Origin of the sequence: Clostridium sp., from assembly GCF_017888565.1 — a bacterium.
In the GTDB taxonomy this organism is placed as follows: Bacteria; Bacillota; Clostridia; order Clostridiales; family Clostridiaceae; genus Clostridium.
This window is the reverse complement of record NZ_JAGHFX010000013.1, coordinates 57,477-77,247: the sequence shown is the minus strand read 5'-3', so window position 1 is coordinate 77,247 and position 19,771 is coordinate 57,477. Positions and strand designations below refer to the sequence as shown.

The following is a 19,771-nucleotide window of genomic DNA, read 5'->3' as shown; positions in this document are numbered from 1 at the left end:
TAATATTAGATTTCAAAAAAGGTTAAAAAATATGGCTCCAATTAAATATCGAAGCCATTTTTGTAATTCACAATGATATATCCCTTTTAACAATGTCTACTTTTTAGGGGTCAGACCATTTCGCGAGTCCCTTTATAAACATAAGAGGTTAACATTTTTAAGGCAATAATCTTATTTGAAATTTAATAAATTAAATTTTACATTAAGTAGATTTCTGAAACTGTACCTTTTTACTTTCGCAATAAATTAAGTAATTTTCAAACTTATTTGGAATAAACATTATAATAGATATTTATTAAGTAGATTAAATGGAGAGTATTATAATGATAATTTATATTAAAAAGAGAAAGAGTTTTCTTCTATTATCTTTATTAGGTTTGCTTTGTTTGGGGATTATATTTTATAAACACATAATGCTAAATAATAAAAATGATTTTATTGCAGGAGCATTTGTCATAAATCAAGAACTAGAAGAACAACATGAAAAAGAAGTAGTTACTATAACAAACAATGAAAAGTATTTTAGACCATCAAAGCTTCCAGTATTAAATAATAACGAAGAAGCTAATGAACTTATTAATTATTATTATGATAAGAAATTTGATGATATATCTATACCAATAAAATTCATAAAGAGTCCAGAGGAGACAATTTTAAATTACTTTTCTCTACTAAGGGAAGCAGCTAATCCTTTAGAAGGTAAATACATAGGTTGTGGATCATTAGGGAATGGGAATAGTCCTTATCCAATAGCATATAACTTTTTTGATGATGAATATAAGAAAAAGGTAAGTTTCAATACGTATAAGGATTCATTTTCTAATATGTTTCATATAAGTTTAATAAAATATAAAGAAGTTCCAAGTGATAACGAAAATTTAAAGTATTTTTATGAAATAGAAGTTATACAAGCCTTGCAAAATAACATTGCAAGTTTTACTTATTACTATGGATTTATAGAAATACGAAAAATAGGAAATGAATATAAAATATCAGATATTAATATAACACCTGAAAATTATCTTTGTGCACCTTATCATGGATGGGTATATGATGGAACTTCAAAAGTTGAAATAGAATATGGAAACTGGTGTAATCTAGTCAAAAAGATAGAAAAAACAGAGGTTGATGGATATGTTAAGAATGTATATTTCCTAGGAAATGACAATAAGAACTATAAAATACAATTCTATACTTTAACTAATGACTATGACATCGAAGTAGCACAATATATTAAAAGTAGTAACGGAAAATGGAAAAATATAAAATTAAATTCTAATGATTGTTTAAAATATTAGAAAGATAAAATTAGAGTTATGAAAATTTTGATAATGTTTATAGGATGTATTAAGATAAAATCATATTAAAGTACATTTAACTATTAAATATTGTTATGATGATATGAAAATTCAAGAATGGATATGTTATAAGGATTTAAATAATTTTTATTTTAGTTAAATTTAATATATAATATATATTGATTTCTAAAAATAGTTGAAATTAATAAAAATATTAATATCATAAAATAATAGTAATATAAACAATAGAAAAATATATTTAGAAGGTGTACAAAAATGAAAAAAGATATAGTCAATTTTATTAAAGAAAATAAAATAATTGCAATTTGCAGAGGGATCTATGGAGAAAAGTTAGTTCAATTAGTAGAAGCATTGTATGATGGTGGAGTTAAACTAGTGGAGGTAACATTTGATCAAGGTGATGAAAAATGTATCGAAAAAACTTCAGAAGCACTTAAAGAGTTAAATTCTAAATTTAATGGTAAAGTTAAATTTGGAGCAGGAACAGTTATTACTACTGAACAAGTTTATGCTGCAAAAAATTCAGGAGCAGAATATATTTTATCTCCAAATTCAGATATTGAAATAATAAAATTAGCAAATGAATTAGGCTTAGTAACTATACCAGGTGCTATGACACCAACTGAAATTTTGTCAGCTCATAAGGAAGGTGCAGATTTTATAAAGTTATTTCCAGCAGGGACATTAGGATTAAAGTATGTAAAAGATATATTAGGTCCAATAAATAATGTTAAATTTATTGCAGCAGCAGGAGTTACCCCAGAAAATTTAGGTGAATTTTTAAAGCTAGGATTCGTAGGTGCAGGAATTAGTAACTATATAACAAATAAGGATATGGTAAACTCAGGAGAGTTTGAAACATTAACTAATCATGCAAAAGAAATAATGAAAATAGCTAAAGAGTAATATTAAGACATAAATATTTAAATTAATGTGAAAAGGATGATTTTATGAAAATAAAATCATCCTTTTATGTGTACTCAGCATGGGCAGCAACTTGGCGGTGAAAGTCCGTTTTGAGGTTGGTAGTAGAAACTATGTGAGCGTGATAAAGCACTCTATCTAAAATAGCATTAGCAATTATAGTATAACAAAATATTTCATATCAAGCATTTATAATGGTACTTTTATTTTCATAGCACATATCTATAAGTTGAAATAAGTGGTTTCTAATATTCTTTACATTTAGGTAAATATCTTAATTCATTTATAATAAGAAGATTATACTTACTAAAATGCTTAAGCTTTGAATCAAGTCTATTTTCTAAATTTGCACTTTTCAATCGTTTTAATAAATAGTTGAAGTTAAAATCCTACTTGATGCCACTACCCGTCTAATATCTAATAGTAGAGTTATTGAGTATATTATCTCTTTTTCTTAGATTAAAATAGTTATTAAATTCAGAATGGTAATAAATTTATATGTTTTTTAAAAGCATAAAAAATATTGTTGAGTAGGAAGGAAATAGGAAAATAACAAAAAAATGTAAAATTAATGTTAGAAAGTACAAATACTAAAATAACTTAATAATGTATAATCTTTCTTGTAAACGTTAACTGATATGCTGCATAAGATTAATCTTATGCATGACTATTTTATAGTGGAAAGGATGTGATATTTTTAAATTTAAAAAGAATAATATTATTATGTTAAGGGGGAAAATTATGTTTAGTAAACTTAAAAGAATCGGGGCTACAATATTAGCCGGAATGATGACTCTAACAATATTTTCGACTCCATATAAGACAGTAAAAGCAGATATTTTAGATAGGGAAGTTCGTGCGTATTATGAAAATAATAAGTTAGTAATTGAGAATGACTACATAGGACGTACTTTTTCAACAATTGACAATAAGCTAAAAACAGAAAAAATTACGAATAAGAGAACAAGTAATGGAACTACTGAATTTATTCCAGGAGAAGGTAGTGAAGAGTTTAAAATTAGGGTGACAAAAACAGATTCAAAACCTATAGTATTACCAGCGATTTCTAGAGAAGGATGGACTGCAGAAGCCGATAGCTATCAAAATGTATCTGGTCCTAACGATGGACCTGCATCTAACCTTATTGATGGGAATATTCAATCAATATGGCATACTAATTATGGTGGTGGACAAGGAGCGAGACAATATCCTTATAATGTGTTATTTACATTAAATGGAGTTAAGAAGTTCCAATCATTTTCTTATACACCGCGTAAGGAAGGTGAAGGAGTAAATGGCAATATAAAAGGCTATGAACTTTGGGCTGCAACAAGTGATACTAAACTTACTGAAGATTCTGATAAGTGGACAAAGATAGCCGAGGGTAACTTTAAGTATGATGGTATAAATCCAATTTATGTTAACTTAGATAAGGAAGTAAGTGCAAATCAATTAAAGTTTGTGGCTGTTTCTTCAAATAATGGACAAAGCTTTGCTGGGGGGGCAGAATTCAATTTACATGAAGAAAAAGCACCAGTTGTAAAAAACGATAGAGAGTTTGCATCTAGTAATTTAGAATTAGATGGAGAGCCTGTTATTTCATCAACTAATGCAATAATAAATAATGTTGCTAAAACAGGTAAGAAAGTAAAATTTAATTTCAAACCGTATACATTTAAGGGAGTTAATTATACTATTTCTGAAAATATTGTTATGTATGAAGGTGATCACTTTATGCGTAAATATTTAGAAATAGGTGTACCAGATGATCAAAAGGAAAGTGCTGTAATTGATTATATCGATTTAGAATCTATGAATGTAAATAAAAATGATGCTACATGGACAATCCCAACAGATGCTGGTGGAATTGTGGAAATGGATCAGTTTAAAGCAAATCTTGGACAACCAATTTATATTCAAGGAATGTTCTTTGGATCTGAGTTTCCTTTAACAGATACACAAATTGTGGATGAAACTGGATATATAAGATATTATTCAGGAAAATCTTTTGAAAAATTAGGAGAAGATAATCAACTTGCCAAAACAGAAGATGGAAGTGCCATGTATGTTACATGGCAAACAGTTGCTGGTGCAGCAAGAAGCACAGAAAATGAAGTTATTCAAGCTGATTTCTTTGAGTATATATCATCTATTGCAACACCATCTGAATTTCGTATTCAGTACAACTCGTGGTTTGATAATATGATGAGAATCGATGATAAAAATATTCTTGAGTCTTTTATTGAAGTTGATAGAGAACTTAATAAAGTTGAAGTTCGTCCAATTGAATCTTATGTAGTAGATGATGGATGGAATAACTATAATAATACTTCTGTTGTGGATGCAGTGCGTTCTGGTACTTCATTAAATGAAACTGGTTTCTGGGAGTTTAACACAAAGTTCCCTGAGGGACTTACGCCTTCTAGTGAACTTGTTAATAAATTTGGAAGTGATTTTGGTGTATGGGTTGGACCACGTGGTGGATATAATTTCTATGGGGCATTAGCTGATATACTTGCAAAGAGTGGAAAAGGAAGTAAAGCTGGAGGATCAATTGATGTTGCTGACCGTGAGTATATAAAGCACTTTGGAGATATGTCAGTAAATTGGCAAAGTGATTATGGTGTTAACTACTGGAAATGGGATGGATTTGCAGACCGTGCACAATTCAATTCTTTCCAAGCGGCAGATGGGGTACCTGGATATGCTAATCGTCATATGACAGGTGGATATCAACATATGTATCATGTAACAGATATGTGGGAAGCTTGGATTGATTTATTTGAAAGAGTTCGTGAAAACTCAGAAAATATAAATAAATTATGGATTTCTTTAACATGTTATGTAAATCCAAGTCCATGGTATTTACAGTGGGCAAATAGTGTATGGCTTCAATGCACTGCTGACCAAGCAGATGCAGGAAGTAGTAGCAGTAAGATGGATCGTCAAATAACATACCGTGATGCTGCTTATTATGATTTTATAAAGAATCATGAATTCCAATTCCCGTTAGCTAATATTTATAATCATGATCCTGTATATGGTAAAGAAGGAACAGGAATGAATAAAAATACAGCAACAGATGAGCAATTTAAGAACTACTTATATATGCTTGCTACTCGTGGAACTGCATTCTGGGAACTTTACTACTCTGATAGCATTATGACAGATGGAAAATATGAAGTTACAGGAGAATTTCTTCAATGGGCTGAAGAAAGCTATCATATGCTTAAAAATGCAAAAATGTTTGGAGAACATCCAAATACAGGTACTACTCTTGGTGGAAATGGAAGAGGAGAGAACTATCCATATGGATTCTCAGGATTTGATGGAACAGATGGTATAATATCATTAAGGAATCCTGCTACAACAGCTAAAGAAATTACCTTTACTTTTGATCGTACTATGGGAGTAGCTGAAAATGCAGGGGTATTAAAGTATCATTTAGAACATTCTTACAATCTTACAGAAGGAACAGATGCAATTGGAACTCTTGAATATGGAAAAACATATACAATTACATTACAACCTGATGAAGTAAGAATACTTCGTGTTTCTAAGGATGGAGATACGACAGCTCCTAAATTTACAAGAGCTTATACAGATGGAGATAAGACAATTACTGTAAAATTCGATGAGAAAGTAAATGGAAATTTATTTGAAGTTTCAGGAGCAAATATTGCTTCTATTAATAAGAGTGCAGATGGGATAACATACAATATTGTTTTAACAGAAGCACCTCAAGATGATAAGAACTTAACTATTATTGCTAGAAATATTAAAGATTTAGCTGGTAATGAATTAGTTACTAAAACAACAACTACAACTTATCATAAAGATAGTAAGGTAATTGAAAATAAAGATATAGATATTAGTGGTAAAAAGCAAATTTCTGATGTAGAGAAATCTATAAATTCAAATAATGGATTTACTGTTTCTGCAAAAGTAAAAACTTCAAGTAATGGAAGTGTTGTTTCACAATCTAATGGCTATGGTTTAGGAATTAATGAAGAGGGAAAGGCATATTTTACATTAAATGGTGCAATAGCAGTATCTGAAAAAAATGTTAATGATAATGTTGAGCATGTAGTAACTGGAGTAAAAGAAAACAACGGGATCTTGAAATTATATATTGATGGGGAGCTTACTGGATCTGCATATAATGAAGATAATAGATTTTTTGAAGTGAAGTCAGGTACTACTACAATTGGAAGCGAAGGTTTTATAGGAAAGGTTGGAATCACAGTATTAGATATTGCTTATGGGTATGATTTAGTAAAAGAACTAACTAGTGGAAGTAATGACCGTAAAGCATTAGATACTACTGGAATGTTAGTGAGTGTATCAGGGACTGATGAAGGAAATAAGGATGATATTTTTGATAATGATCCTACAACTTTCTGGACAAGTACCAAAGCTGATAGTAGTATAGCTAAAGGAAATCCATATTTATCAATTGATCTTAATGGTTCATATATAATTGATAGAGTAGATTATACAAAACGTTTTTATAATTCATCAGAAAATATATGGAAATGTACTGGTAACTTGCGTTCATATGTTTTAGAAGTAAGTAATGATGGTGGAAAAACATGGACTGAAGTTAAATCTGGAGAAACATTTAATGATGAATCATTTACAGAAAAGGCTAATGGGGGAACTACTGAAATAACTTTTGAATCTGTTAAGGCTACTAATATTCGTATTAGCGGTACTGCATCATATCACTGGCAGGCTGAAAATGTTAATAAGTTTATGACTGTAGCAGATTTAAAGATTTTTGGAGAAAAGCAAGTTGCAACTAACCTTGCACATAACAAAAATATTGTTGGTAAGTGGACATCAAATAATGATGATGTAACAGTAAATAGAGATAAGCCATTAGAAAATGCAGTGAATGGTAACAAAGCTTTAACTGATTATGCAGACCTTGGAAGTGATTCAAATAAAGAATCTTCTTATATTCAGGTAGATATTGGTAAAGTAAGTAATATTGAAGCTATAAATTTATATCGTTATTGGTCTGATGCAAGAACGTATAAGGGAACTGTTATAGCATTATCTGAAACAGAAACTTTCTCAAATCCAATAATAGTTTATAATTCAGATACTGAAAATATACATGGTCTAGGAGTAGGATTAGATGAAACTTATGTAGAAACTCAGGATGGAAAATCATTTAAATTGCCTGAAGTGAAAAATGCGAGGTATGTACGAGTTTATATGCAAGGAAGCAATAAGGGGAATACAAATCACATAGTAGAATTAGAAGTTATGGGGGTGCAAGATAAAAATCCCGAAGTTCCTCTTAACATGACATTATTAATTAGTATACTTAATGAATTAAATTCAGTAGACACTGCTAATTATACTAAAAATAGTGTAGCAGCTTTCAATGCATTAATAAATGAAGGGAACTCAGTAGTATTAAATGCTAAGACTCAAGAAGAAATTGATAATATGGTTATTAGACTTGAAAATGCAGAAGAGATTTTAGTTAATACAAGTGAACTTAAAATAGCTATTAAGGATGGTGAAGAGGTTGTTGCTATAAAGACAACAAGTAGTGCCCAGGATTTAATTGCTAAAATTGAAGAAGCTAAAGCTTTATTTATTAATGGAACTACAGATAGTATTACAGCGATGATTGATGCATTAAATGAAGCTAAATTAAGTGATAAACTTGTTGATCGTGGTAATATAGATGCTTTAGCAGATTTAATAAAGTCTTATGGATCATTAAAGGAATCAGATTATACTGTGGAGTCATGGGATTTATATAAGGCTAAGCTTTATGAAGCAGATGCTATTGTTGAAGATAATAGCAATAGCTCACAAGCAGATGTAGATGCTGCAAAAGTAGCCCTTGAAGGTGCAAAGAATGCACTTGTAAAGGCTCCTGTTGTAACAGAAGTAGATAAGGATGAACTTAAGAAAGCTATTGATAATGCTGATGAAGTAGATGAGAATATTTATACAACTACATCTTATAATACAATGAAAGCAGCATATGATATTGCTGTAGAATATTTAAATAGTAATACAGTTACACAAGAACAAGTTAATGAACGTAAAAAATTATTAGATGATGCATTAAATGCACTTGAAAGACGTGCAGATGTAACAGAGGGAAAAAAGCTTTTAAGTAGTATTCAAGAAGAAAATCTTAAAGAAGATGATTATACAGAAGAGAGTTGGAATACATTTGCAAAAGCTAAAGTAGCTTTAGAAGCAGCGGTTAAAGACAACTCTGATGTAAATGAAACTAAGATTAATGAGTTTATTGTAGCTCTTAAGGATGCAAAAGATAAGCTTAAGAAAGTAACTCCAAAGGTTGATAAATCAGAACTTGAAAGTTTATATAATGCAAATAAAGATAAGGATGGTGAAGAAGGTTACACAAGTAGTTCTTGGAATACATTTCAAAATGCATTGAAAGTAGCTGATGAAATTCTTAAAAATGAAAATGCAACACAAGAACAAATTAATAATGCTTTAGATAATTTAACAAAAGCAATTAATGAATTAGTAGAAAAGCAAGATCCACCAATAGAGGAAGTAAATAAAGAAAGTCTACAAGAATTGTATAATTGCAATAAAGATAAAAAAGAAGAAAATTATACAGAAGATTCTTGGAAGGTATTTAATAATGCACTAAATGAAGCTAAGGTAGTATTAGATGATAAAGAATCTACACAAGAAGATGTTAATAAAGCTTTATATAATTTAAAAGAAGCTGTTAACAATTTAAGAGATAAGACAGAAAATCCAGTTCCTGATACAGAAAACTCAGGAAATAATTCAGGTGAAGGAGGATTAGATAATAATTCAGGGATAAATAATTTACCGCAAACTGGAGGAAACAATCCTATGGTAGGAGGAATATCTGCTATATTATTAGTAGCTGTAGGAGTATTCTTTCTATTTAAGAAAAAAAGAATAAATAATAATATTTAATAAGCTATAGTTATATAAGGAGAAGCTATTAAGTTATTTAAAAATAACTTAATAGCTAGCTCCTTTTATATTATAAAATTTAAAAATTTCATTATCGTGAGCTCGTATAACTAAAAAAGAAACCTATAAATCCTCCTATTATAGCTGGGATAATCCAGTTGAATCCTAAGCTAGAAAAAGGGAGTTTATGAATAAAGCTTATATTTACTCCCAAACTATCAATTACAGTAAGCAAGCTAACTAAAAGCGTAGAATATGCAACACCTTTAAAAATTTCAATTTTAGTAAATATATTTTTAAAGTAATTCATTAGGATTAATGCAATTGAAACAGGATAAATTATTGTTAATATTGGAGCTGAAATTGATATTATTTTATCAACTCCAAAGTTAGAAATAATAGCGCTAAAAGTACAAATAAAAATAACTATATAATTATATTTGATTTTTTTATTAGTAATATCTTCAAAGTATTTACTTGTGACAGAAGTTAAGCCTATTGCTGTAGTAAGGCATGCAAAAGCAACAACTATACTTAGTATTATAGTTCCAGTATTGCCTAATAAATTATTGGTGATACTAATTAATAGTGTAGTTTGAGAAAGAGTTGGATTATAAATATTAGAGGCAGTTGCCCCTAAATAAGTTAATCCACCATATACTAAAGTAAGAGCTATTCCGGAAATTATAGCGGATTTTATAGTAAGGCCTATAGTTTCTTTCTTAGTATATCCCTTATTCAAAAATGATGTAATTATTAGTGCAGTAATCCCCCCAGCACCTAATGGATCCATTGTTTGATATCCTTGGGTTAATCCTGTCATAAATAAGTTTTCAGAGTTTATATCAAGATTCAAAGTTCCAATAGGAGAAACTATTCCTTTTATTATTAAAACCAATAAAGCAATTAGTAATATTGGAGTCAAGAATTTACCGAGTATATCCATAACTTTAGTTGGCCTTATAGTTAATAATAAAACTACAGAAAAGAATAAAATCGAAAATAAAACTGGATTGACTGATTCAAATAATGGTTGTACACTCATTTCAAAAGTTGTAGCAGCTGTTCTTGGAACAATTAATATTGGTCCTAAACAAAGCATTATGACAACTTCTAAAGTAATCCCAAATTTATTACCTGACTTCTCTAAGATTGATTTAAAAGAGCCTGCACGTGCTATTGCTCCTATTGATAAAAGGATAAGTCCTACATCAGATAATATAAAACCTAAAAAGCTTACAATCCATTTATGACCAGATGTCAATCCTATATATGGAGGGAAAATTAGATTGCCAGCTCCAAAAAACATAGAGAAGACTGCAAAAGCAATAATTAATACATCTTTATTTTTATTATTTTTCATAGTAATACCTCTTTCATATTTTATAAATAAAAAAGCCACATAGAATTTACTATGTGGCTTTAGGCCTAGGATTATATGGCCACATAGTGTATATCTATGTGGCTATATATAACAAATTAACTTTAGCCTTCATAGATACAAACAATTAAGTGTTTGTATCTATGGTCAATATATAAACCGATAAATACAAACCTAACTAAAAAAGCTAAAGAAAAATATATTAAGTTTTAGCATTTTAGATAAGTTCCTATTTTTCATCATCTTAAAATCTCCTAAAAATAAACTATGATAATATTTAAAATTAATTATATATAGATATTACAAAAATTGCAATAAAAAAATAAAATTCTATGAAATAAAGTGTGTAAATTGGTTATATAGATGTAAATAATTAAGTTAAATATATTTTAAGAGAGTAGAATAATATTTATAGCGATGGTTAAGATAAAATTGAAAAATATAGTTATGGTATAATACAAATGAGAATCTATATCAATTAGTTAGTAATATTAAGGAATTTAAGAATAAATTAATATAAGAGCTTAAATATAAATGATAATGATTTTCAATTGTTGAGAAAGTGTGATATTATAATTACATAATTTGATTTTAAAAAGGAGGAAAACCATGGCTAGAGAAAGAGGCCCAAGATTTAAACAGAGTAGAAGACTTGGCTTGAATGTTTACGGACATCCAAAGGCTATGAAAAGAGCTATAAAGGGAACAAGTAGAGCAGATAAAAAGTTATCTGAATATGGCGTAAGACTATTAGAAAAGCAAAGATTAAGAGCTTACTATGGAGTTTTAGAAAAACAATTTAAAAAATATGTTGAAGATGCCTTTAAAACTAAAGAAGGTACAACTGGAGAAGCTTTATTATTAAGATTGGAATCAAGATTAGACAACCTTGTATATAGAATGGGATTTGCTAATTCTATAAGAGCTGCAAGGCAAATGGTTAATCATGGACATATCTTAGTTAATGGAAAGAAAATTGATATTCCATCATATAAGGTAGAACCAGGAACAGAAATTTCTTTAACAGAAAAGGCGAGAAAATCTCCAAATTACTTAGCAAACATAAATGGACATGTAAATACTTTACCTTATATATATTCGAAGTTAGATGAATTTAAGGCTGTATATACGAGATATCCATTAAGAGAGGAAATTCCAATACAAATTAATGAAAATCTAATAGTTGAGTTCTACTCTAGATAATCATTCTAGCTAATCATATAAGGTTCATAACTTCTTAAAATTAAAGTATATTTTGCCATGGGAAAAGCTATACAGTGCAGTGTATAGCTTTTTCTTTTTATAAATATTTAATTACCAAATTATAATTAAATATATTGACTACTTACAACAGCAAGTAGAGTTTTGGGGTCAGTTAAAATTGTTATATCCTCTGGAATAACAATATCTTCGATCAATACTTTATCATCAACGTTCATACTAGAAACATTAATTTCAATAGACTCTGGAATTTTTTCAACATTACCTTGCAAATCTATAAATAAATTATGAGTTTCCAATGTTAATCGTCTAGATTCTAAATTTTCTTGTCCAATCATTTTAATAGGAATTCTCATTTTTATTACTTCATTTGGTTTAATATATTGAAAATCTACATGTAATATTTCATGTAGATCATTTTTCTGAACATCTTTAACTACGCAATTTAATTTTTTATTATCTAATTCAACTTCTATAATAGATCCACTATTATTTTTTCTAAGCATTCTTCTAAGCTCTGCATTACACATTTTTATAGGAATAGTATGGTCAAGGAATTCACCATATATTATTCCAGGAATTTGTCCAGTTTTTCTAAGTTTACTTTGATTTGCTTTTACATTTCTTTCATATACTTTAAATGCTAAATTTGACATAATAAATACCTCTTTCATTAACTTTATATATAATATTAAAACTTATACTATTATTCATTAAGCTCTATAAAGTTGAGGCGAATATATTCATAATATTTGATATTTAAACAACCGCACCTAGAGCTTAATTTCAAAGCCCCACATATGCATCATCCTCCTTTAAGTTATTACAATGAGTGTACTCAATAAGCAAAATAAAAGCAATATGAAGAAAGTAAGGATTTGGTAATAGAACATTAATTTAATACGGAAGCATTAAAGAAAAATATAGAATATTATGATAAATTGATAAAAAGTTGAATTTATTATTAAAATGGGAAACTTATCACGATAATATTTCTATTGAAAAATGAAGAGAAATATTATAAAAACAAATATAAAATCTTAAATGAATTTATATTAGATATAATGATAAATAATGTTATAAAATGAGCATTTATTTTCATCCTTTTGCTTGATATGAATAGTATAATTAGAAAGTATTTATTTTGGGAGAAAGTATTTTGAGAATAATTAATAAAATTTTTTCTATTAAACGAGGAGAGGAATATGAGGATAATGCTATTACCTTTGTTAATTCAGGCAAATTTTCTAGTTCAACTAAATATTTTATATGGGTAGATCTTAAAAAGTTTAAAGTCAACATATTTCAAGGATCAACAAATAAATGGAATCTAATTCATAGCTATTTATGTACTATTGGAAAGAAATCAACACCAACACCAAAGGGAACATTCAGTATAGGTATTAAAGGGTTGTATTTTGGAGTAGAGAGAGGTTATAAATGTTGGTATTATACTCAATTTAAAGGGAACTATCTATTTCACTCAATTATTTATAATTTAGATGGTAGTATAAGAGACGGTAGACTAGGAATGGCTTTGTCAGATGGATGTGTAAGATTAACTAAAGAAAATGCAAAATGGATATATGATAATATTCCAGAAAATACTAAAGTTTATATTAGTTAAAATGTAGAATATAACTATCTGGCTCCAAATGTATAATTTATAAAGTATGAAAGAAAATTTAAATTGAAATTTTCTAAACTAAATTAATTTTAATGATTTAGAATAAATTATATAAATAATTACAGATTTTTAACTAGTGAGTTTAATAGGAGCTATCGAAAAATAGCTCCTATTATTTGAAAGAATTAAAGTTTACTATAAATAAAAAATAAAATTTTTAATGGAAAAAAGTTATTGAAATGTTTACAAAAATTTTATTGACATCGGTTACTTAGTATGATAATCTTAAACAAATAGTTTTCAAAACTATATATATTAGATTAAAATACGAAATTGGAGAGAAAAAGATGATAAAAATTGTATCAGACTCATCTACACTTTATTCTATAAAAGAGGGACAAGCTAATAACATCGATATTGCACCTCTTACAGTTAGCATTGATAACAAAACATATAGGGAATATGAAGATATAAACACAAAAGAGTTTATTGATATCATTAATGAAGGACATGTTCCAAAATCTTCGCAGCCATCTATTGGACATGTGTTGGATTTATATAGTAAATACCCAGAAGATGAAATAATAAATATTTCAATGGCAGATGGTTTATCAGGTACATATAATTCAGCATGTATGGCAAGAAAGATGGATAATAATCCAGAGCGTATTGATGTAATTAACTCGAAGACTTTATGCGGACCACATAGGTATTTAGTTGATTTAGCAGTTAAGTTTGTAGAAGCTGGATACAAAAGAAATGAAATAGTAAATGAATTAAATAAATTTATTGAAACATCAACTTCATTCCTAATTCCTCATGACTTTGATTTTTTAGTAAGAGGGGGAAGAGTATCATCTATAGTTGGTAAGATTGGTAGTGCTATTAAATTAGTGCCAGTTATGACTCTTTCAGAGGATAGTAAATCTCTTGAGAAGTTTACTACAAAGCGTACATATAAAAAAGCAGTTAAAAAGATATGTGAAACATTTATAGAGAAAAATATTGATCATAATTATAAAATTTATATTTCTCATGCTTGCAAAGAGGATTTAGCAAATGAAGCTAAAGAAATTATATTAGAAGATATTAAGGATGCAGATATAGAAATCAAGCTATTAAGTCCTGCCTTTACAACGCAAGGTGGGCCAGGATGTGTTGCTATACAAGTAATAAAAAAGCATGCTTTATTAAAATAAGTATATAAATAGGAGAGGCAGTATGAATAAAGGGAAGAAGGGTGAGATTCATGGTAATATTTTAGAATTTCATTGCCCAAGATTTAATGAACTGCCAAAAGTTTCATTATATAAGGACCAAGTCATTGTATATATAGAGAATGTATTAAAAGAAATAAATATTAATAATGAAGAAAAATTGTTAACACCTACAATGCTTAATAATTATGTGAAACAAAAGGTAGTTTATCCTCCAAAAGATAAAAGATATAATGAAAAACATTTAGCTTACTTAATTGTAGTTTGTACATTAAAGCAAGTATTTACTTTGCAAGAAATATGTTATTTAATAAGAAAGCAAATAGATACTTACCCTATAGAGGAGGCATATGACTTTTTTTGTATAGAGATTGAAAAAGCCTTAAAATCAGTATTTACTACAAGAGATTTTTCAGAGCCGAGTTCAGCAAGGAAAGTTACCATTGAATCTGAGATAGTAAGATCTACAGTAATGTCTTTTGCTCATAAGATTTATATACAAAAGTATATTATTGATGAGATAAAAGATATATAAAATTTAATAAAAAAGATAATTTGAAAGTACAGTATTAGTTTTTATATTAAATATTAATACTGTATTTTTTTGTAAATGTAAACAAAATATAAGATATTATTGCAAATATTAATGTGATTTATAACATTATTGAATAATATAAATAATTATGCTATTTTAAGGTAAACGTTATAATTAAATTGAAGTAATTACATTGTGTAATGGGGGTATAGAAAATGGGTATTAGATTTATAGAAAAGTATAATGTATTTAAGCTTGATTCAAAAGATACATCGTACATTATTTCTATTGTAGATGAAGAAAAATTTTTAGGACATGTTTATTTTGGAAAGAAAGTAATTGATGAAAATATAAATTATTTAATGAGACTTGAAGAACCACCATATGTGCCATCAAAAAATAATAGAGATAGAGTATCTTTTTATGATAGTTTTCCTTTTGAATATTCAACTCATGGTACTGGGGATTTTAGAGAGTCATCAATAAGAGTTAGAGATAAAAATGGACATTCAGAAGTAAAGCTTGAATATAAGTCACATGAAATTTATAAAGGTAAAAAAGAACTTGATGGATTACCTGCTACCTTTGGAGATGAAAATGAATGTACGAGCGTTGAAATAATTTGTGAAGATGCATATTTAAATTTACAAGTTGTACTTGTTTATACTACTTTTGAAAATTTAGATGTTATTACAAGAAGTGTAAAAGTTAAAAACTTAAGTGAAGATAAAATTAATTTAACAAAGGTACTATCAACCTGCATTGATTTTGATGGTATTGATTATGATATGATATCACTTCATGGATCTTGGGCTAGAGAGAGACATGTGCAAAGAAAGAATATAGGTTATGGAAAGCAAGTAGTATCAACTATAAGAGGGGAATCAAGTCATCAGGATAATCCATTTATAGCATTATTAGATAGCAAAGCAACAGATGATTATGGTAATGTATATGGATTTAATTTTGTTTACTCAGGAAATTTCTTTTCACAAATTGAAGGATGCCAATTTAATACAACTAGGGTTGTAATGGGGATAAATCCAGAAGATTTTAATTGGGTATTAAATAAGGATGAAGAATTTATAGCTCCTGAAGTTGTTATGGTTTATTCAAATGAAGGTATAGGAAAGATGACAAGAACCTTCCACGATTTATATAGAAATCATTTAATAAGAGGGGAATATAAAGATAAAAAGCGTCCAATATTAATAAATAATTGGGAAGCAACTTATTTTGATTTTAATACAGAGAAATTATTATCCATTGCAAAGGAAGCATCTAAATTAGGAATTGAAATGCTTGTTATGGATGATGGGTGGTTTGGAAAGCGTAATTCTGATAATTCATCACTAGGTGATTGGTTTGTAAATGAAGATAAAATAAATGGCGGACTTAAGAATTTAGTTGACGAAGTAAATAAACTTGGTATGGAATTTGGAATATGGGTTGAACCGGAAATGATATCAGGAGATTCAGAATTATTTAGAAAACATCCAGATTGGTGTATTAAAATACTAGGTCGTGAACCGGCATTATGTAGAGAACAATATGTGTTAGATTTATCAAGAAAAGAAATAGTTGATTATATATATGGCAGTATAAAAAAAGTTTTATCAAGTGCAAATATAACTTATGTAAAATGGGATATGAATAGACAACTAACAGATTTAGGAAGTCTTGGTTTAAAATCAGAAAATCAAGGAGAATTATTCCACAGATATGTTTTAGCAGTATATGATATGATGGACAGATTAACTAAAGATTTTCCACATATTTTATTAGAAAACTGTTCTGGTGGAGGAGCAAGATTCGATCCAGGAATGCTTTACTATAGCCCTCAAATTTGGTGTTCTGATGATACTGATGCAATTGAAAGATTGAAAATACAAGAAGGAACATCTATGGTATATCCACTTTCATCTATAGGTGCACACGTTAGTGATTGTCCAAATCATACTGTTGGAAGAACGACACCTTTTGAAACAAGAGGTTATGTAGCTTTAGCTGGTACTTTTGGATATGAGCTTGATGTAACAAGAATACCGCAAGAAGATAGAGATATGATACCAAAACAAATAGAAATGTATCATAAATATAATGATTTAGTAAGAAGTGGGGACTATTATAGAATAGAGAATTTTTCTGAAAATAACTCTTTTGATGCATGGTCAGTAGTTTCTAAAGATAAGAGTGAAGTTTTAGTAACTTGTGTTCAAGTTTTTGGAAGAGCAAATTATCATAGTAGAAGAATAAAATTAAAAGGGCTAATAGAAGATAGATTCTATAGGAATGAAGAAAGTGGAGAAATTATATCTGGTGGAGCATTAATGGCTGCTGGAATTAATTTAACTAATGTACATGGTGACTTTAAAGGAAAATTAATTCACTTAAAACTTTTATAAAATTAAAAAGAAATTCAGCAAAGTCTGAATTTCTTTTTTTATATATTATTTTATTAAATTTAATTATTTTTTATTTAAAATAAATATGGTTAATTTTCTGTTAATTTACTATATATACAAGTTTTAATGAATATAGACTATATTTCTGATATTTATTAAAAAACGTTTACTCAAAATGCTTGACTTAATATACTTTTAAATGTAAATAAAAGACATTTAAAATGCTAATCTAGGGGGAGAGTATTGTGAGAAAAAATAAGTTAAAAAAACTTATAGCATTTACTGTTGTATTAACCTTAAGTACATCTGTGTTTATTGGATGTAAAAATAATGAGCCTGGAAATACAGATGCTGATTCTATTATGGATTCAGTAATTAGTGTTGAGACAGCTTTGAAAAATGCTAGAGTTGAAGGAGATATTGCAGATTCTAAAGGGACAGAATTAAGTACTACAGTATATTTTACACCAGGAGCAGCTGCACATGGAAATCCAGCAGTAAATGGTGGTCCAGAGTGGTCTATGGAACCAATAATATATGATTATTTATGTGATTATAGCTCAAAACCAGAAAAGACATTTAAGCCATCTTTATTAGAAAGTTATGAGTTTAAAGATAAGGTACTAACATTAAAATTAAAAGACGGTCTTAAGTGGAGTGATGGAAGTGATATTACAATAGATGACTTAATGTGTAATTTATTTGTAGATATGACAGTAAATAATATTGCTTATTATGCTGAATCTGTAAAAAAGATAGATGATTTAACTATACAAGTTAAGTATATAAAAGAAGCAACATTATTACTTGATTATATTTTAAAGACTGCATTAAAGTATCCAGTATCAAATTATGGAGAGTTTGCAAAAGAGTATCAAGATGCTTTTGAAAATTATAGAATAGTTGATGAAAAGGGAAATTATAAGTTTACTGAAGAGGGAGATAAGAAGGTTTCAGATGCAACATCAGATTTAAATAAATATTTACCAGATTTAATGAGTATAAAAGTTTCAGGTGCATATGTTCCAAAGACTATGACATCAGCTGAAATGATTTTTGAACAAAATCCTTACTATAGAGTTCCTTTACACATTGAAAAAATAAGAGGGATAAGACCAACTAGTACAGAGTCAAATGCACTAGCAATATCTAATGGCGATTATGATGCAGAAGGAATGGGGTTATCACCAGATTTAGCATTAAAGGTAGCAGAAAACAATAAAGAAACAATAAGACAAATTGTAGTACCAGAGTTTAGTACAGTTGGATTCTGTATGAATACTCAAAAGTATCCAAGTAATGATGTTAACGTAAGAAAGGCGATAGCTTATATAATAGATATTGAACAAATAGCACCAGTATCAGAACCGGGAATGGTAAAGGGAGATGAATATGCAGTAGCATTACCACCATCAGTAAGAGATAAGTATTTAAGTAAAGATTTTTTAAATTCATTAGAAAATTATGATGTTAATTTAGAAAAAGCTGAAGAGTATTTGGAAAAAGCTGGTTGGAGTAAAAAGGCAAATCAATGGGTTGATGAAAATGGAGAAAGCCCAGAAATTATAGTTGCAGGTGCTGGGGAGTATCCAAATCACGTTGTTATAGCAGAAGCTGCCACAAATATGATGAAGGATTTTGGCTTAAACGCTGTATTTACTCCAAAAGAAGCAGCTGCATATAATGATTATGTAGCTAGTGGTGATGCGCATATGACCGTAGATAACTTTGGTGGAGCTATAAGCACTCAACATCCTCATGAAGCTTACAGTGGTATTTGGTGGTATGGAAAAAGAGGTATGAATCTTAAATTTCCTGAACAAGGTGAATTAATTTGGAAAAATGAAGAAACTAATAAAGATTTTAATTATTCAGAGAAAATGACAGAACTATTTGATGCAGCTACAGATGAAGAAATATCTTCAGTTTCAGAAGAATTTGCTAAGTTCTTTAATGACAATGTATGGTTTATACCAGTAACGGAAAAAAACTATATATTTAGGATTCATAATCCAAAGCTTTCAATGCCAGAAGCAGAGACAGGAGTAGAAACAAATAATTTTTATTGGTCAGGTACACCAAGTGCTATTTTAGGTAAATCTATAAGATCAGAAGAGTTATATTACATTAAATAAAAATTATAACAAGAATAAAAAATTGTAGGGTTGCCTTAAATAAGACAACC

At 28.5% G+C, this 19,771-nt stretch carries 11 protein-coding genes; 9 read left to right on the top strand and 2 right to left on the bottom strand.

The window, feature by feature from the left end:
- Positions 1–323 precede the first annotated feature (323 nt).
- The 3 genes from J7M87_RS02325 to J7M87_RS02315 all read left to right on the top strand — a co-directional run bounded on the left by J7M87_RS02325 (position 324) and on the right by J7M87_RS02315 (position 9,200).
- Complete coding sequence (locus J7M87_RS02325; protein WP_291648289.1) at positions 324–1,298, top strand: hypothetical protein; 975 nt, start codon at positions 324–326, stop codon at positions 1,296–1,298.
- 276 nt (positions 1,299–1,574) lie between these two features.
- A complete protein-coding gene (locus J7M87_RS02320) occupies positions 1,575–2,225 on the top strand; it encodes a bifunctional 4-hydroxy-2-oxoglutarate aldolase/2-dehydro-3-deoxy-phosphogluconate aldolase (protein WP_291648287.1) in 651 nt (216 codons plus the stop codon).
- A gap of 759 nt (positions 2,226–2,984) precedes the next feature.
- Positions 2,985–9,200, top strand: a complete 6,216-nt coding sequence (locus tag J7M87_RS02315) for a discoidin domain-containing protein (protein ID WP_291648285.1) — start codon at positions 2,985–2,987, stop codon at positions 9,198–9,200.
- 91 nt (positions 9,201–9,291) lie between these two features.
- On the opposite strand, the gene brnQ is transcribed toward J7M87_RS02315, so the two are convergent.
- A complete protein-coding gene (brnQ, locus tag J7M87_RS02310; RefSeq protein WP_291648283.1) occupies positions 9,292–10,563 on the bottom strand; it encodes a branched-chain amino acid transport system II carrier protein in 1,272 nt (423 codons plus the stop codon).
- Positions 10,564–11,190: 627 nt separating this feature from the next.
- Here brnQ and rpsD point away from each other — a divergent pair.
- The gene (gene rpsD, locus J7M87_RS02305; protein WP_291648281.1) at positions 11,191–11,784 is read left to right on the top strand and encodes a 30S ribosomal protein S4; all 594 of its coding nucleotides are present in this window, start codon (positions 11,191–11,193) and stop codon (positions 11,782–11,784) included.
- Between the two features lie 125 nt (positions 11,785–11,909).
- Here rpsD and J7M87_RS02300 read toward each other — a convergent pair whose 3' ends face one another.
- A complete protein-coding gene (locus J7M87_RS02300) occupies positions 11,910–12,458 on the bottom strand; it encodes a 50S ribosomal protein L25 (protein ID WP_291648279.1) in 549 nt (182 codons plus the stop codon).
- Between the two features lie 509 nt (positions 12,459–12,967).
- On the opposite strand from J7M87_RS02300, the gene J7M87_RS02295 reads away from it, so the two are divergent.
- From J7M87_RS02295 to J7M87_RS02275, 5 genes are all read left to right on the top strand, one after another.
- Entirely contained in the window at positions 12,968–13,429 is a 462-nt protein-coding gene (locus J7M87_RS02295; protein WP_291648291.1) for a L,D-transpeptidase, read from the top strand.
- A 347-nt stretch (positions 13,430–13,776) separates the two neighbouring features.
- Positions 13,777–14,628, top strand: coding sequence for a DegV family protein (locus tag J7M87_RS02290; RefSeq protein ID WP_291648277.1), 852 nt, complete (start codon positions 13,777–13,779; stop codon positions 14,626–14,628).
- A 22-nt stretch (positions 14,629–14,650) separates the two neighbouring features.
- Positions 14,651–15,181, top strand: coding sequence for a DUF1836 domain-containing protein (locus J7M87_RS02285; protein WP_291648275.1), 531 nt, complete (start codon positions 14,651–14,653; stop codon positions 15,179–15,181).
- A 215-nt stretch (positions 15,182–15,396) separates the two neighbouring features.
- Positions 15,397–17,586: an alpha-galactosidase gene (locus tag J7M87_RS02280; RefSeq protein ID WP_291648273.1), complete on the top strand. Its 2,190-nt coding sequence runs from the start codon at positions 15,397–15,399 to the stop codon at positions 17,584–17,586.
- Between the two features lie 245 nt (positions 17,587–17,831).
- Entirely contained in the window at positions 17,832–19,721 is a 1,890-nt protein-coding gene (locus J7M87_RS02275) for an ABC transporter substrate-binding protein (protein ID WP_291648271.1), read from the top strand.
- Positions 19,722–19,771: the final 50 nt, after the last annotated feature.

Coding starts and splice junctions, on each gene's coding strand:
- J7M87_RS02325 (WP_291648289.1), top strand. CDS start 324: ATGATAATTTATATTAAAAAGAGAAAGAGTTTTCTTCTATTATCTTTA.
- J7M87_RS02320 (WP_291648287.1), top strand. CDS start 1,575: ATGAAAAAAGATATAGTCAATTTTATTAAAGAAAATAAAATAATTGCA.
- J7M87_RS02315 (WP_291648285.1), top strand. CDS start 2,985: ATGTTTAGTAAACTTAAAAGAATCGGGGCTACAATATTAGCCGGAATG.
- brnQ (WP_291648283.1), bottom strand. CDS start 10,563: ATGAAAAATAATAAAAATAAAGATGTATTAATTATTGCTTTTGCAGTC.
- rpsD (WP_291648281.1), top strand. CDS start 11,191: ATGGCTAGAGAAAGAGGCCCAAGATTTAAACAGAGTAGAAGACTTGGC.
- J7M87_RS02300 (WP_291648279.1), bottom strand. CDS start 12,458: ATGTCAAATTTAGCATTTAAAGTATATGAAAGAAATGTAAAAGCAAAT.
- J7M87_RS02290 (WP_291648277.1), top strand. CDS start 13,777: ATGATAAAAATTGTATCAGACTCATCTACACTTTATTCTATAAAAGAG.
- J7M87_RS02285 (WP_291648275.1), top strand. CDS start 14,651: ATGAATAAAGGGAAGAAGGGTGAGATTCATGGTAATATTTTAGAATTT.
- J7M87_RS02280 (WP_291648273.1), top strand. CDS start 15,397: ATGGGTATTAGATTTATAGAAAAGTATAATGTATTTAAGCTTGATTCA.